Source organism: Collinsella sp. LCP21S3_A9, from assembly GCF_052118785.1.
Classification (GTDB): Bacteria; Actinomycetota; Coriobacteriia; order Coriobacteriales; family Coriobacteriaceae; genus Collinsella.
Map to the genome: position 1 here is coordinate 1 of NZ_JBQKGN010000003.1, position 15121 is coordinate 15121.

Annotated in this window: 13 protein-coding genes; 2 read left to right on the top strand and 11 right to left on the bottom strand. The window is 58.1% G+C overall.

Annotated features, from left to right (window positions below):
* Positions 1 to 92 precede the first annotated feature (92 nt).
* Both ACTQ05_RS01595 and ACTQ05_RS01600 read right to left on the bottom strand, forming a co-directional pair.
* Entirely contained in the window at positions 93 to 1118 is a 1026-nt protein-coding gene (locus tag ACTQ05_RS01595) for an aspartate-semialdehyde dehydrogenase (RefSeq protein ID WP_154514908.1), read from the bottom strand.
* 221 nt (positions 1119 to 1339) lie between these two features.
* The gene (locus ACTQ05_RS01600; RefSeq protein ID WP_154514910.1) at positions 1340 to 2728 is read right to left on the bottom strand and encodes an aspartate kinase; all 1389 of its coding nucleotides are present in this window, start codon (positions 2726 to 2728) and stop codon (positions 1340 to 1342) included.
* Positions 2729 to 2831: 103 nt separating this feature from the next.
* Between ACTQ05_RS01600 and thrC the strand changes: the two genes are divergently transcribed.
* The gene (gene thrC / locus ACTQ05_RS01605) at positions 2832 to 4349 is read left to right on the top strand and encodes a threonine synthase (protein WP_441063016.1); all 1518 of its coding nucleotides are present in this window, start codon (positions 2832 to 2834) and stop codon (positions 4347 to 4349) included.
* A gap of 203 nt (positions 4350 to 4552) precedes the next feature.
* Positions 4553 to 5434 (top strand): homoserine kinase, encoded by an 882-nt coding sequence (gene thrB, locus ACTQ05_RS01610; RefSeq protein WP_154514914.1) that lies wholly within the window; start codon positions 4553 to 4555, stop codon positions 5432 to 5434.
* A gap of 395 nt (positions 5435 to 5829) precedes the next feature.
* Here thrB and ACTQ05_RS01615 read toward each other — a convergent pair whose 3' ends face one another.
* The 9 genes from ACTQ05_RS01615 to pflB all read right to left on the bottom strand — a co-directional run bounded on the left by ACTQ05_RS01615 (position 5830) and on the right by pflB (position 14874).
* Positions 5830 to 6528: a helix-turn-helix transcriptional regulator gene (locus ACTQ05_RS01615; protein ID WP_441063015.1), complete on the bottom strand. Its 699-nt coding sequence runs from the start codon at positions 6526 to 6528 to the stop codon at positions 5830 to 5832.
* A complete protein-coding gene (locus tag ACTQ05_RS01620; RefSeq protein ID WP_441063014.1) occupies positions 6494 to 7177 on the bottom strand; it encodes a DUF3990 domain-containing protein in 684 nt (227 codons plus the stop codon). The genes ACTQ05_RS01615 and ACTQ05_RS01620 overlap by 35 nt, the downstream gene beginning before the upstream one ends.
* Positions 7178 to 7278: 101 nt before the next feature.
* Positions 7279 to 7869, bottom strand: coding sequence for a ribosome biogenesis GTP-binding protein YihA/YsxC (gene yihA / locus ACTQ05_RS01625; RefSeq protein ID WP_055252447.1), 591 nt, complete (start codon positions 7867 to 7869; stop codon positions 7279 to 7281).
* 42 nt (positions 7870 to 7911) lie between these two features.
* The gene (gene mtnN / locus ACTQ05_RS01630; RefSeq protein WP_441048673.1) at positions 7912 to 8649 is read right to left on the bottom strand and encodes a 5'-methylthioadenosine/S-adenosylhomocysteine nucleosidase; all 738 of its coding nucleotides are present in this window, start codon (positions 8647 to 8649) and stop codon (positions 7912 to 7914) included.
* 79 nt (positions 8650 to 8728) lie between these two features.
* A complete protein-coding gene (locus ACTQ05_RS01635) occupies positions 8729 to 9847 on the bottom strand; it encodes a serine hydrolase (RefSeq protein ID WP_441063013.1) in 1119 nt (372 codons plus the stop codon).
* Between the two features lie 227 nt (positions 9848 to 10074).
* The gene (gene pflA, locus ACTQ05_RS01640; protein ID WP_441063012.1) at positions 10075 to 10893 is read right to left on the bottom strand and encodes a pyruvate formate-lyase-activating protein; all 819 of its coding nucleotides are present in this window, start codon (positions 10891 to 10893) and stop codon (positions 10075 to 10077) included.
* Between the two features lie 187 nt (positions 10894 to 11080).
* The gene (locus tag ACTQ05_RS01645) at positions 11081 to 11935 is read right to left on the bottom strand and encodes a DegV family protein (RefSeq protein ID WP_441063011.1); all 855 of its coding nucleotides are present in this window, start codon (positions 11933 to 11935) and stop codon (positions 11081 to 11083) included.
* 550 nt (positions 11936 to 12485) lie between these two features.
* Positions 12486 to 12737 (bottom strand): autonomous glycyl radical cofactor GrcA3, encoded by a 252-nt coding sequence (gene grcA3 / locus ACTQ05_RS01650; RefSeq protein ID WP_055252439.1) that lies wholly within the window; start codon positions 12735 to 12737, stop codon positions 12486 to 12488.
* Positions 12738 to 12822: 85 nt separating this feature from the next.
* A complete protein-coding gene (gene pflB / locus ACTQ05_RS01655) occupies positions 12823 to 14874 on the bottom strand; it encodes a formate C-acetyltransferase (RefSeq protein WP_427718174.1) in 2052 nt (683 codons plus the stop codon).
* Positions 14875 to 15121 lie beyond the last annotated feature (247 nt).

The following is a 15121-nucleotide window of genomic DNA, read 5'->3' on the forward strand; positions in this document are numbered from 1 at the left end:
GTCCTGCTCCTTCGGAGCCGCGGACAAGGCGCCGCACTGGTCTGCGGAGTGTTCTGAAAGCTGAGCCCGGCCCCCGCCGGACAGTTCCACCGCTACTCGCAGAGCAGCTTGGCGATCTGGACGGCGTTGGTTGCCGCGCCCTTACGGATTTGGTCGCCACAGCACCAGAAGGTGATGCCACGCGCGGCCTCGGGGTTCGAGATGTCGCGGCGCACGCGACCGACCCAAATCAGGTCCTGGTCGGAGGTGTCCATCGGCATGGGGAATCGGTCGTGCGCATCCTCGGCACCCAGGTCGTCGACCAGCTTGACACCCGGGGCAGAAGCCAGCGCAGCACGGGCTTCCTCGACCGTAATGTCGCGCTCAAACTCGAGCGTAATGCTCTCGGAGTGCGAGCGCAGCACAGGCACGCGCACACAAGTGCAGTTCACGCGCAGCTCGGGCAGGTGCATAATCTTGCGACCCTCGTTTTGCAACTTCATCTCCTCGGAGGTAAAGCCCTCCTCCTTGACGCCGCCAATCTGCGGAATCAGGTTGCTCGCCAACTGGGCGGCAAATGCGCGCGGCTCGGGAATCTCCTCGCCACGACCCAGGGCGGCCAGCTGGGCCTCGAGCTCGGCCATACCGGGAGCACCAGCGCCCGAAGCCGCCTGGTACGTCGAGACGATCATGCGCTTCACGCCGGCGAGCTTGTGCAGCGGCCAGGTGGGAACCAGGCCGATGATAGTTGCACAGTTAGGGTTAGCGATAAGGCCGTGATGCCACTTGATGTCGTCGGCATTGATCTCGGGCACGACGAGCGGCACCTCGGGATCCATACGGAAGGCGTGGCTGTTGTCGACCACGACGGCGCCACGCTTGACGGCCTCGGGCAGCAGCTCCTTGGCGATATCGTCGCCGGCAGCGCCGAGTACGATGTCGCAGCCCTCAAAGGCCTCGGGGCAAGCCTCCTCAATAACAACCTGCTCGCCGCGGAACTCAACGGTCTTGCCCGCAGAGCGCGCGCTCGCCAGCAGCTTGAGCTTGCCAACCGGAAACTCCTGCTCGTTGAGGCACTCGAGCATCTGGGTGCCCACGGCCCCCGTCGCGCCCAAAATAGCAACCGTGTACTGTTTCATGCTTCCCCCTTTAAAGGTTGTGGCTTTTGCCCGCACGCCGAGCAGGCAGGATATTCTTGCCCAGTGTATACAAGAACGGGGCGGACACGAAACCCACCCCGTCGAAACGAAACCGAAACGAAACGCCCCGCGCTAGATTTTTTGGAACATGCCTCAAAAACCCACTCATGCGCCAAAAGGTAGATTTCTAGACATATCCCAAAAATCTACCGGGATGGTCGCTATTTGTGGAGGGCAGCCAGGGCGGGTTCAATCGGTGCAGGAGCCTCCAGATCGGAGACCTTCACAATGCCGTTCTCGTCGGAGAAGGCACGGTAAATGGTCTGAATCGCCAGGTCGAAGTCCTTATCCTCGACACCGATAATGATGTTGATCTCGTCGCAGCTCTGCGAAATCATGCGCACGCTCACGCCAGCCTGGCCGAGCATGCCAAACAGGTGGCCAGAAATACCTGCGCGGCCGCGCAGGTTACGGCCGACGGTCGCGATGAGCGCCAGGCCCTCGACAACCTCAATCTCGAGCGGCTCAACCTCCTGCTGGATGTCGCCCACGAGCGAGTACAGCGAATCGTGCACATCCTGCTCCTGCACCACGGCGCCAAAGCGGTCGACGCCGGTGGGCATGTGCTCGACGGAAACGTCATAGCGCTCGAAGACCGAAAGTGCACGGCGCATAAAGCCGACGCGGGGCTTGGTGCGATCGCGGGCTACGTTGATGGCGACAAAACCGCGCTTGCCGGTCACGCCGGTAATGATGGGCTCCGCCTCGCCCTCATCAGCCGTCTCGCTAATGATGGTGCCGGGGTCCTGCGGCGCATTGGTGTTCTTGATGACCAGCGGAATACCCGCCTCGCGCACGGGGAACACGGCCTCCTCGTGCAGGACGCTTGCGCCCATGTACGAAAGCTCGCGCAGCTCCTCGTAGGTAACGCGCGCAATGGGCTGAGCCTCGGGAACAATACGCGGATCGGCAGAGTAGAAGCCCGAAACGTCGGTCCAGTTCTCGTAAAGGTCGGCGTCCAGACACTTGGCCAGGATCGAGCCCGAGATATCGCCGCCGCCACGATCGAGCAGCTTAATCTGGCCCTCACGCGTCGCGCCGTAGAAACCGGGCATAACAAAGCCGCCCTGCTGACCGTACTCCTGCACCAGCTCGGAGGTGCGGTTCATGCTGAGCGTACCGTCGTGATGGAACGCCACAACCGTCGCGGCGTCCAGGAACGGCAGGCCCAGGTACTCGGCCATCAGGCGAGCGGTGAAGTACTCGCCGCGGCTCACAAGCTCCTCGGTGGAGTAGCCGCCCGAGCGGGCGCGCTCGGCAAAGGCCGCGAACTCCTCACGGATGGGATAGGTGAGCTCCAGCTCGTCAGCGATATCAAAATAGCGCTGGCCAATGTCCTCGAGCAGCTCCTCACACGACACGTGATACTTAACGTGCGCGTTAACCAGGTAGAGCAGGTCGGTCACCTTGGTGTCGCCCTTAAAGCGGCGACCGCAGGCGGAAACCACCACAAAACGGCGGGCCGGGTCGGCATCGACGATGGCCTTGATCTTCTTAAAGTGTTCGGCGTCGGCGACCGACGAGCCGCCAAATTTGGCAATCTTAATCATGGGCTGGAGGTTACCTTTCTAAAAGCCTCTGCGAACCTGTTTTGCGCGCTCTGATACCATGGTTTCACCGATTGGGACCAAGGCATCCGAGGAGCAGTGTTATATGGGAACTTATCATAGTACACGAGGACGCACTTTATCGTGCTCAAGTAAGGTGGCAATCCGCACCGGCATCGCTCCCGACGGGGGTTTGTTTGTCTCGGACGAGCTCGGCACCCAGCAGGTCGATATCAGCTCGCTTGCAGATAAATCGTACTTTGAAATCGCTCAAGATGTGTTGGGAATGTTACTGAATGATTACACGGGCGAAGAAATTTCGGCCTGTGTGAATGAGGCATATCGCGGCACGTTCGCGAGTGAAGAGGTTACGCCGCTCGTCAAACTCGACGCTGCGCCGGGCGCTGACGCCCCTCAGACCTATGTGATGGAGCTCTTTGGCGGCCCCACGAGTGCCTTTAAGGACGTCGCCCTGCAGATGCTCCCCCGCCTCATGGCCCGCACTTCCGCCAAGGACGGCGGCGCCGAGCGCATCATGATCGTCACCGCCACGTCGGGCGACACCGGCAAGGCCGCACTCGCCGGTTTTGCCGACGCTCCGGGCACGGGCATCACCGTCTTTTATCCCGAAGGCAAAGTCAGCCGCGTGCAGAATCTGCAGATGTCCACACAGGAAGGCGATAACGTCGCCGTCTGCGGCATTCGCGGCAACTTCGACGATGCCCAGAGTGCCGTCAAGCGCATCTTTGCCGATAAGGAGCTTGCCGAGCGCTTGGAGGCCGCCAGAACGGTGCTTTCGAGTGCCAACTCCATCAACGTCGGCCGTCTGGTGCCGCAGGTCGTCTACTACTTTGCCGCCTATGCGCAGCTGTTGCGCGCCGGCGCCATCGAGGCCGGCGACGCTGTGGAGTTCTGCGTACCGACCGGCAACTTTGGCGATATCCTGGCCGGCTACTATGCCAAGCGCATGGGTTTGCCCGTCGCCAAGCTCATTGTCGCGAGCGACAAGAACAACGTGCTGGCTGACTTCCTGACCACCGGCGTCTACGACCGCAACCGTCCGTTCTTCACGACCATCTCGCCGTCGATGGACATCCTCATCAGCTCCAACCTGGAACGCATGCTCTACTTCCTGTCCGATGGCGACTGCGAGCTTGTTGCCGGCCTTATGGAGCAGCTGGCAAAGACTGGTCACTATGAGGTTCCCGCCGACCTGCTGGCAAAGATTCAGAGCGTCTTTGGCTGCGGCTGGGCCAGCGAGGACGAGGTGCGCGCTGCCATCAAGAGCTGCTGGGATGCGAACGGCTACGTGATCGACCCGCACACCGCTTGCGGCTATCACGTCTTTGAAAAGGTCGCTCCCGCCGAGGGGGCCAAGGCCCGTGTGCTGCTTTCGACCGCCAGCCCCTACAAGTTCCCGCGTGCCTGCTGCGATGCTCTGGGTCTCAACGTTCCCGAGGACGACTTTGAGGCCATGCGCGTGCTCGAGCAGGCCACCAATACGGCCGCACCGGCACAGCTCGCCGAGCTCGAGTCCAAACCCGTCCGCTTCGAAGACGTCTGTGACGTCGATGAGATGGCAAGCTACGTCGAGTCTGCAGCAAAAAAGATGGCTACCAACTAAAACCCTCATTAGGCGCCGGCGAAAGCCGGCGCACCTTCTTTTATCAGATAACCCCCGGGATGATGACGAACGCGCACAGCGTGCCTGGCTGTTTAGTTCGTCGCGAGTTCCGCACGCAAAGGAAAGCACTTAATGTGCTTTCCGTCTTGCGCAGGACTGCCCGAGCAGCGAACTAAACAGCCAGGCACGCCAGGAGGACCCACATGATCAAAATCACCGTCCCAGCAACCAGCGCCAACTTGGGCATCGGCTACGACACCCTCGGCATGGCCGTCAGCCTCTACTCGCACTTCACCTTCGAGCGCGCTGACAAGCTCACCATCACGGGCTGCCCCGAGGAGTTCCAAAACGAGAACAACCTGGTCTACGTCAGCTTTGTCGATGCGCTGGCCGCATGGGGAGAGCCGGCTTTTCCCGTTGCCATCGACATTCAAACCGATGTACCCGTCGCTCGCGGCCTGGGTTCCAGCTCCACTTGCGTCGTCGCTGGCATTATGGCCGCCGCCGCACTGACAGGCCACACCGTCGACCGCGCTGAGCTCGTCCGCATTGCCACCGAGGTCGAGGGCCATCCCGATAACGTCGCTCCCGCCATCCTGGGCGGCGCCGTCTGCTCCTTTACGCCGACCGATTCGCTCCCCCAGTGCCTGCGCTACGAGGTGAGCGATCGCTTGCGTTTTATTACCGTGATTCCGCCCTACGAGGTTCACACGAGCGAGGCGCGCAAGGTCGTGCCGCAGGAGATTCCGCTCTCCACCGCCGTATGGCAAATGGGCCGTATCGCCGGCATGACGCGAGGCCTGGAGGCTGGCGACCTCGACCTGATTGCCGCCGCCAATGACGACCGCATCCAGGAGCCCTATCGTCGTCGCCTGATTCCCGACTACAACGCTGTGCGCGACACCTGCCTTAACGGCGGCGCCAAGACCATCTGGATCAGCGGTTCGGGCTCTACCCTTATGGCTGTGACCGACGACACCATCGTGGCAAAATTCCTGCAGGTCAAGCTGCGTGAGCAGTTCCCCAAGTGTGAGACGCACATTCTGACGTGCGACACCGAGGGCGCTCAAATCGAGTACCTGTAGCGCCCTGTCTCATTGCTCTCACCGGTCTCCTTGGGGCTTCCCCTGAAAACGTCCTCGATCATGAATTGCCCGGTCGTGCGCTTCGCGCGACGGGGCAATTCGATCTGCGGATTGTTTTCAGGGGAAGCCCCAAGGAGACCTACGCGACCTCGACAGGATAATCGCATTCGCTGATTTAATATTGCGCTCCTTCGGAGCTGCGGATAAGCGGGCCTCGTGCTGCGGAATGTTTTTAAGGGGATGCCCCCGGGTGGCCCTATGGCAACGTGGCTAGCGATGTCTATAGGGACCCACGCTTTGAAAGGGCGCCGGGCTGAAATTATGGCCCTTTATTGATAGGGGCTCTTGCTAGGCTGTAGCACTTACCAGCAACAGACTTCGACTATGTGCTTGGTTTACGCCGCACTGGGTTCCTTGTATTCGAAGACTGGTTCTAGGAGGTCTTCGATGTTGCAGTGGAGGGCTTTTGCTATGGCTCTCACGCTTGTTACCGAAGCCTCATTGATGTTTCTCTGGCGCTGCTCGTACATTTGGATTGAGCGGAGTGACACACCCGATTCGTATGCTAGGTCTTGTTGGGTTTTCTTAAGCTTCTTTCTTGCTAACGCAAGTTTGGTTTGCCTGGACGCTTTTTTCGCCATATCGCAGACGAGGCGAACCACTCGTTCCTCCGAGGCTTCGTGCCAGGGGTAATACAGACTGCGCAGCACATCAAATGGAACGACATGCAGCAAATCTTCGAAAGACTCTCCTAGGCGCCACTGCAGGTATGCCAGCATCCAGCCCGCCCAATATTCCGGCGTCTTCTCAAATCGATAGGTGCAGTCCGGTATAGGCCTGTTTTGATAGCCCGACCTTTCAGCGATAAGCGCGAACAGCTCAACACCCGATTTCCCCGACACTACCCATGCGTTGCCGCGTTCAAACTCGCGAGCAACCCCGCTCAGGCAAAAGAGTTCAGCAACTTCAGATCCTTCTGCTCCATAGTCATTGACGGCATAGTCGAAGCAGTCGCCGAGGTTGTTCATTGCGTCCTCGAGGTAGTAGACGGGATATGTCCTACTCGGTCCACGATCTGTCAACTCTTGGATCATTTAAATCAACCCTCCCTGCCATTAAATCCCTAATGTCGATACCTTCGGAATCGAACCCATTGACCGTATCCAAGTATTTGCGTCGAGCATTCTGCTCTCGCTCAAAACGCTTGGGATAAAACTCAGACCCCGAAGCCCGCTTCCAATCGCAGAATCTAATCATCGAAAATGCGCGCTCGCTCATAAGGGCATATTGGATACCCAAATCACCCAAGCACATGATACGTTGCAGCTGTCTGAGCGATATCATGCCGCTGACAAACTGTCTTGCAAACGAAAAATAGGAGTCGTCAGCACGATAGCCTCGAATAACGTCATAAGGAGATGTATCAATTAAGCAGTTATCAAGTAGATAGCGAAGCCCTTCACGCGCCAATGGCGTCGAAACATTGAACTCTCTGTTATTCGCCAGAATTGCAAGCCAATTGAGGATTGAAAACTCCCCAGACTCCAAATCCAAGACCGAAAGGCCATCTAAATCAAGCTCATATCGATTGGCAACGCCATCAGACTCGGTCCGGCATGCCCATTCCATCGCCATTTCCTCATGTGGCGTGCAATAAAACCCGCGACCATAGTCATTGAATTGTCTGCATTTATCCAACGACGGACATTCGACAACAACCTCCGACCCGTGCCAAAGCTCCATATCGACCTCCAAATAAAAATATCACCCCAGTGATAGTGTACCAACAACTATCACTGGGGTGATATAGATGGATGAAAACTATTGTCTGCCAAGAGCCCCTACTAGAGGCAGGCCTCGGCAATGCGGCGCTTGAGCTCGTCGATGCCGGTGCCGGTCTGGGAGCTTGTGATGATTACGTTTTCGGCCGGGACGTTGAGTTGCTTTTTGATGGCTGCCGCTTGGCGTGCCTGCTGGGTGCGGCTGAGTTTGTCGGCCTTGGTGAGGCAGACGATAAAGTTGAACTCGTTGCCCTGCAGGTAGTCGATCATGTCATGGTCGAGCTTGCTGGGGTCATGGCGAATGTCCACCAGCGACACAACCAGGTTAAAGCTGCGCTCGGAGTCGAAGAAGTCGCCGATGAGCTCGGCCCAGCGGTCGCGCTCGGCCTTGGAACGACGGGCGAAACCGTAGCCCGGCAGGTCCACAAAGTGCACGTCGTCGGCCTCGAAGAAATTGATATTGCTCGTCTTGCCCGGCGTGCTCGAAACCTTGACCAGGTTCTTGCGGCCAAAGAGCTTGTTCATGATGGACGACTTGCCCACATTGGAGCGGCCCACAAAGCTCACCTCGGGACAGGTGGACTCGGGGATCTGCGAAACCTTGCCGTAGCTGGCGACGAACTTGGCAAGCTGGTAGTTAATGGAATCGGCCATGGATACTCCTTGGTCGTAGGTTCTTACAATAGGGGTGCACGATTACGCAGCGGCGATGCAGCGGACGATATCGAGTGTAATGCCGCTCGCGGTGCGGGCGTACTCGTCCAAATCGAACTCTCGCTCGCAAAACGCGTCATATGCCTCGTCACAATTATCGCTGATAGCACGCAGCACCAGACAATCGACACCGTTCTTGGCTGCAATATGGGCAATCGCAGCACCTTCCATCTCAACGCAATCGGCATGCGTCGCCTCGATGGCGGCGGTGCGCATGGCGTCGCCCGTTACAAAGCGGTCGCCTGTAGCGATAGTGCCAACCAGGAACTGTTTAGGGTCCTTCTCCGCAGCGGAATCAGAAGCGTAAGCATCGATAAACCCATGTTCGGCAAGCACGGTGGTGGCGATGTCAACCAGAGCCGGTGTCGAGGCAAACTCCTCAAGCTCCGGCGCCGACTCGGCGATGAGCGCCGTGTCGGTATCCAGATAGCGCAGGCACTTGCCAATAACCACGTCATTGATATGGAGTTTGGAGTTTAAGCCACCCGCAATGCCCGAAAACACAACGGCCTGCGGAGCATATTTGCTGATGAGATGCTGTGTTGCACCAGCGGCGTTTACGGTTCCCATGCCAGCGGTCGTGGCGACCACTGACAGACCGTTGAGCTCGCCGCTTACAACGCTCAAGCCTGCCTCTTGCGACACATGGGCACCGTTCAGTTCTTCTTTAATCTGCGCAACCTCTTTTTCGAGTGCACCGATGATTGCGATGGTAGGCATACCATCCCCCAAACCTGTGAAAACTGTTTATCCACGGTATGGTACCAGCATTTTGACTCAACCGCGCAATACGAAGCCGTTAGGCCAGCGCAGCGCGGGTATCGTAGAGCGCCTTGGCGATGGCGGCCACGGCCTCACTCGAACGGTCACTCCACGGCATCGATGACATGATGCTCATAATGTAGGTGTCGCCATCGACATCGATGAGGCCAGCATCGCACGTCGCATTGCAACCTGCCTCGCTGATCCAGCCGGCTTTGTTACGCACCATGGCATGGTCGTCCGCAATGCCGTCACGGATAAAGGACCGGGTCGTAGAGGCCAGAAGGCCCGACAGCCATTGCGACGTCTCGCTCTCACGGATCAAATACTCGCTCATCTCGCGCCACAACTTGGCCGAGGTGCGCGGGCAGTAGGTTGGGAAATCGCTCATTGGATCGAGCGCGACCTCGTCTTCGACGCCGAGTGCGGCAATCCAATCCTCGTAGCCATCTTGATCAAACGTTGCACGCAACGCGACAAACGAGTCGTTATCCGAGTTGACGACCGAGGTCTCAATCAGGTCGCGAACCGTCAGCCAGCCCATACTGTAGCCGCCATAGGTGCCCAGAGTATCATCGAGCGATACTTGCCCTGTCTCGACCAGTAACTCGCAGACGTAGAGTACATAGAGCGCCTTGTAGCTGCTCGCACCGTACACCTCGGCGTTCGCGTTATACGTCACGCCCTTGCCGCTCGACAGATCGTAAAACACCACGCCCACGTCGCCCAATTCCTGGGCCTGATCAAGGGTATCTTGGAGCGCGGCGAGGCTCTCATCCTCCAGGGCGGGGATCTGGTCATCAACCAGTGAGAAGGTCTGCACGGTATCGCCTGAGGGAATATCGTTAAAGTCCGCCTTCGAAAGCCTCGTCTTGAGGCTCGCTGTCGACAGGGTTTGATTTGCGGTGGCTTTAGATTTAGAGACCTTTTTGTTTTGCGTCTGTACCGTTGACGCATCTGAGTGTGCCGTTCGCTCCGACGCGTAGGTTTTAGCGGTAATTCCGAGGATAATAACCGCCAACGTTAGCATCCCAACGGCGGCAATCTTCGTCACGCGGATGCGAGCGTCGGCAAGGCCACGCGAAGACGTGCCCTTCGTCTCATATCTGCTGCTATGCTGCGGCACATGCTCGTCCCGCGATGCGTCGTTTCGCACGTGGTCTCCTGGCTGCTCCCGTTCATATACGAGCAGCATAATACCGAGCAGGCATTTCTTTCCAAAGATATTCAGAAGCGTTTAAGGTGTCTTTAAAGAAACCACAAGCGTATTTATCCAAATGGCACGATTCTGTTGCACATCTCACCGCAACCCAGAGAGCAGTCTTTTTGGGACGGGGCTCTTTTAGCTACTTCTCCACCCTACCGGCCCCAAATGAGCTACCCCTAGCCGATAGCGTTTTTGAGTTCCGCGCGGCGCTTTTTCATGCCCGTCATGACGGCGTTGCGCAGCTCGGGCATGCGCGCGGTATCCATCTGTGGAACGCCCTCGAGCTTATAGGGAATCCCCAGCTGCTCATACTTGACGACGCCCATCGTGTGATACGGCAGCATTTCCAGGCCCACCACGTTATGCCACGGGGCAATCAGACGACCGAGTGCCTCGCACTCCTCTGCCGTGTCGGTAATGCCCGGTACTACCACGTGACGGATAACGACCTTGATCCTGCGACGCGCCAGCTCATCGCCAAACGCCAGGATGCGCGCAGGATCGCAACCGGTCAGCTTTTTATGCTCGACGGGATCGGCGTGTTTAATGTCGAGCAGCACCATATCGGTCTCGTTGAGTACGGCATCGAACTTCTCGGGATGCGTGGGGTCGAACGCATAGCCGCAACTATCCAAGCAGGTATGTACTCGACCATCGGGGTTGTTGTGCATTGCGCGGAACAGGTCGGCCAAAAACTCAGGCTGCAGGAGCGGCTCGCCGCCGGATACCGTAATACCACCGCTGCGGTAAAACTCATGGTTGCTCTGGAACTCGTCCATCAGGTGCTCGACGGTCACCATGGTGCCGCCGTTAACCGACCAGGTATCGGGGTTGTGGCAATACGCACAGCGCATGGGGCAGCCCTGAACAAACACCACAAAGCGGATGCCGGGTCCATCGACCGTTCCCATCGTCTCGATCGAATGCACGCGGCCCAGGGCAAACGCGGAGTCCTCAGGACGAGCGTCCATACCCTCGAGCTTCATCTCAGCCATTCCCGATACCTTGCCTCTCATTGGTTTTTAGATACATAAATGCCAGAGTCATTCTAGCCTATATGTTTGATGGCGAAACGGTTTAGCGGTCAATTGGATTGTCCTATTTGGCCCCATGCAAAAGCGGCGGGAAGGTTGTCGCAACCCGCCCGCCGCCGCGGCAATAGAAATCGATAGACGCCAGGCGTTACGCCTTGAGCGTGAGCACCGCGCCGAAGGCGGTCGGGCCGCAATGGCTCGAGATGACGCCGCCGACCTGAGTCCAGGTAACGTCCTTAAAGCCCAGGTCGTGCGCATAGACTTCCATGTCGTCGCGCAGCTCCTCGGAAAGGCCTACCGAATACGCCAGGCCAATGTGCGAGTAGTCAATTTCGCCCTTCGCAACCATGTGGTCAATAAAGGCGCGGGCGCACTTGAGCATAGAGCCGCGAAACTTCTTGGTCGCCACGAACTTGCCACCCGTTACCTCGATGCAGGGCTTAATCTTGAGCAGATGGGCGCCTAGGAACGCGACGTTGGACAAGCGACCGCCCGCCTTAAGGAAGGCAAGGTCGGTAGGAACAAAGCCCAGCAACACGCGGTCCATAACGGAGCTCGTAAAAGCAAAGATCTCGTCGACGGTGGCATCGGGATGAGCCTCGATGTATTTGGCGGTCTCGACGACAACAAGCGACTGGCCCACCGAGACAAAACGCGTGTCCATGGAGAACACGTAGTCGCGCCCCTCTGCCGCGATCTTCGAGGACTGATGCGAACAGGTCGTGGCCTCGGAATACGCAAGATGCAAAATGGTCGCGTTGGGCTGCTCGGCGTGAATGCGGTCGTACACGCGAGAGAAATCTGCCGGCGCGCAGCCGCTGGTCTTGGGCATCACGCCAAACTCGTTGCAGCGCGAATAGATCTCGAGCGGATCGATCGAGCCGTCCTCGACGGTCTCGTCACCAATCGTGACATGCATGGGCACACGCACGATGCCGTAGCGTTCGCAGAGCTCTGGCGTCACATCCGAACCAGATTCAACCACGATTACGTACTTGCCCATTCTTATCACGACCCATCTCGACGTTGACTTTTTAATATGTGACGCACGTCCGCCGTCCTGCTACAGAACGGCCTCCAAGCGCCAAAGAGACGCCGTCCCTTGCACAAAACAAAGGACAGCGTCTCCCTGGAAAACTCCGTTCTTAACTGAGATTTTACACGCTTTATTACTAAGTGTTACTTACTCCGCAAACGGTAGCTATACGCGATAAACGGTAGCAAGTAAGTATCCAGAACGCTCAACCCATTAGGAGAGTTCCGCCTAAAGGGTGACTACAAAGGACCCCCGCCGGGGCTGTTTGGGCTACCTCCCAAAACATTCCGCAGGACGCAAGAAGCCCTCGCCGCACGAAGTGCGCAGCGAGGGCTTCTTGCATGTCCGAGGACACCAATTTAATTTAGCGTGGTTCCCTAAAGTGCGATAACGCAGGAGACCCGGCAAGGCCGGGAGCACTTTGCCTCGCAAACATTCCGCAGCCGCGAAGCGGCGAGGACGTTTGAGAGGCAAAGTGCGTAGGCCTTACCGGGTCTCCGGTGGGAGTTGAGTCCCTTTAGAACTTGTTGTGGAAGGTACGCGAAATGACCTCGTCCTGCTGCTCCTTGGTGAGCGTGTGGAAGTTCACGGCATAGCCGGAAACGCGGATGGTCAGCTGCGGGTACTTCTCGGGGTGAGCCTGAGCGTCGAGCAGCGTCTCACGGTTGAAGACGTTGATGTTCAGGTGGTGGCCACCCTTCTCGGCGTAAGCGTCGAGCATGTGGACCAAGTTATCGGCCTGAGTCTCGGAAACTTCAGAAACCTTCATAATGTGTCTCCTTCAATCGATCGGCGCCGGCCGAAACCGGCGCACTAATCAGTAATCGTTATTGTTAGTATAGCACTAACAATAGTTACTCGCCCAGCTGATCAAGGTCGATATCACCAAAGAACACCTGGTCCTCCTTGCCGAGCGCGCCCGGGATGATGGAGAAGGTGTTGGAGATGCCGTCCTGGGCATCGCGGAACGGGAGCTTGGAAACCGAAGACAGCGAAGCGATGGCGCCCTGGCTATCGCGCTTGTGCATGGGGTTAGCACCCGGGGCGAACGGCTGGCCAGCCTTGCGGCCGTCGGGCGTGGAGCCGGTCTTCTTACCGTACACGACGTTGGAGGTAATGGTCAGAACCGAGGTCGTGGGCACGGAGTTGCGGTAGGTGTCGTTCATGCGTATGTACTCCATGAACTGGTGCACAACGTCGTGAGCGATCTGGTCGACGCGGTCGTCGTCGTTACCGTACTTGGGGAACTCGCCCTCGGTCTCGAAGTCGACGATGATGCCGTTCTCGTCACGGACGGGGTGAACCTTGGCGTACTTGATGGCGGACAGGGAGTCAGCCACGACGGAAAGGCCAGCGATGCCCGTAGCGAACCAGCGGTGCACGTGCTTGTCGTGCAGAGCCATCTGGATGCGCTCGTAGCAATACTTGTCGTGCATGTAGTGAATGATGTTCAGCGAGTTGACGTACACGCCAGCGAGCCACTTCATCATGTCGTTGTACTTGGCCATAACGTCATCGTAATCGAGCGTGTCGCCCTCGACGGCGCGATACTTGGGGCCGACCTGCTTCTTGGAGACCTCGTCAACACCGCCGTTGAGTGCGTACAGCAGGCACTTGGCCAGGTTGGCACGAGCGCCGAAGAACTGCATCTCCTTGCCAATGCGCATGGAGGACACGCAGCAGGCGATGCCGTAGTCGTCGCCGTGGTAAACGCGCATGAGGTCGTCGTTCTCGTACTGGACCGAGGAGCTGGCGACAGAAGTCTTGGCGCAGAACTTCTTGAAGTTCTCGGGAAGACGGGTCGACCACAGAACGGTCATGTTGGGCTCGGGGCTGGTGCCCATGTTCTCGAGCGTGTGCAGGTAGCGGAAGCTCATCTTGGTAACGAGCGTACGGCCGTCAACACCCATGCCGCCGATGGACTCGGTGACCCACTGCGGATCGCCGGTAAACAGGGCCTGGTACTCGGGGGTACGGGCAAACTTGACCATGCGGAGCTTCATGATGAAGTGATCCACGAACTCCTGGATCTGCTCCTCGGTAAAGGTACCGTTGGCAAGGTCGCGCTCAGCGTAGATGTCGATGAACGTAGAGGTACGGCCGATGGACATAGCGGCGCCGTTCTGCTCCTTGACGGCAGCGAGGTAGGCGAAGTACATCCACTGGATGGCCTCCTGCGTGTTGGTAGCAGGTTTGGAAATATCGAAACCATAGGTCTCGGCCATCATCTTGAGCTCGCCGAGGGCGCGGATCTGCTCCTGCAGCTCCTCGCGATCGCGGATGTTGTCGGCGGTCATGACCGTCGGGGTGGAAGCCTTCTGGGCCTCCTTGTCCTTGATCAGGTAGTCGACGCCGTACAGGGCGACACGACGGTAGTCGCCGATGATGCGGCCGCGGCCATAGCCATCGGGCAGACCGGTGATAATGTGAGCCGAGCGGCAAGCACGCATCTCGGGGGTGTAGACATCGAAGACGCCGGCGTTGTGGGTCTTGCGCTCGAAGGTGTAGCGCTCGACGACGTTCTCGTCGATCTTGTAGCCGTGCTGGCTGGCAGCCTGGCAAGCGATGCGGATACCACCGTTGACGTGCAGAGCGCGCTTGAGCGGCTTGTCAGTCTGAAGACCGACGATGGTCTCCTTCTCGCGGTGGGCGTTATCGATGTAGCCAGCGGGGTGGCTCACGATACCCGTGACAGTCTTGGTGTCCATATCGAGGACGCCGCCCTGCTCGCGCTCCTTGAGCAGCAGGTCGAGAACCTCGCCCCACAGCTCCTTGGTACGCTCGGTCGGACCGGCGAGGAACGATTCGTCGCCCTCGTAGGGGGTGTAGTTCTTCTGGATGAAGTCTCGGACGTCAACCTCTCCCGTCCAGATGCCTTCCTTGAAGCCTTCCCATGCCTCCTGCATTGTGTAACCACGCTCCTAGTTACGTATAATGCGGCGCTCTCTCACACCGCTGCTTATTGAATTCTTGAATGTTCGGGTTGAATGACCGGCTTCTTCCGTTCTTCACCACACGTTGGTATAGGAAAAAACGTTTGTCCACCTTGGAACTGCAACCCAAAACCCAAGATTTCACCCGTCTGAGAAGGATAACATAGCCACCCCCTTCATCAGGGCTGTTATATGTTTCTTTTTTTATACCATTAGGGCG

What these genes read in the sequence shown, in the direction of transcription:
- ACTQ05_RS01595 (WP_154514908.1), bottom strand. Translation starts at nt 1,118, where the DNA reads ATGAAACAGTACACGGTTGCTATTTTGGGCGCGACGGGGGCCGTGGGC.
- ACTQ05_RS01600 (WP_154514910.1), bottom strand. Translation starts at nt 2,728, where the DNA reads ATGATTAAGATTGCCAAATTTGGCGGCTCGTCGGTCGCCGACGCCGAA.
- thrC (WP_441063016.1), top strand. Translation starts at nt 2,832, where the DNA reads ATGGGAACTTATCATAGTACACGAGGACGCACTTTATCGTGCTCAAGT.
- thrB (WP_154514914.1), top strand. Translation starts at nt 4,553, where the DNA reads ATGATCAAAATCACCGTCCCAGCAACCAGCGCCAACTTGGGCATCGGC.
- ACTQ05_RS01615 (WP_441063015.1), bottom strand. Translation starts at nt 6,528, where the DNA reads ATGATCCAAGAGTTGACAGATCGTGGACCGAGTAGGACATATCCCGTC.
- ACTQ05_RS01620 (WP_441063014.1), bottom strand. Translation starts at nt 7,177, where the DNA reads ATGGAGCTTTGGCACGGGTCGGAGGTTGTTGTCGAATGTCCGTCGTTG.
- yihA (WP_055252447.1), bottom strand. Translation starts at nt 7,869, where the DNA reads ATGGCCGATTCCATTAACTACCAGCTTGCCAAGTTCGTCGCCAGCTAC.
- mtnN (WP_441048673.1), bottom strand. Translation starts at nt 8,649, where the DNA reads ATGCCTACCATCGCAATCATCGGTGCACTCGAAAAAGAGGTTGCGCAG.
- pflA (WP_441063012.1), bottom strand. Translation starts at nt 10,893, where the DNA reads ATGGCTGAGATGAAGCTCGAGGGTATGGACGCTCGTCCTGAGGACTCC.
- ACTQ05_RS01645 (WP_441063011.1), bottom strand. Translation starts at nt 11,935, where the DNA reads ATGGGCAAGTACGTAATCGTGGTTGAATCTGGTTCGGATGTGACGCCA.
- grcA3 (WP_055252439.1), bottom strand. Translation starts at nt 12,737, where the DNA reads ATGAAGGTTTCTGAAGTTTCCGAGACTCAGGCCGATAACTTGGTCCAC.
- pflB (WP_427718174.1), bottom strand. Translation starts at nt 14,874, where the DNA reads ATGCAGGAGGCATGGGAAGGCTTCAAGGAAGGCATCTGGACGGGAGAG.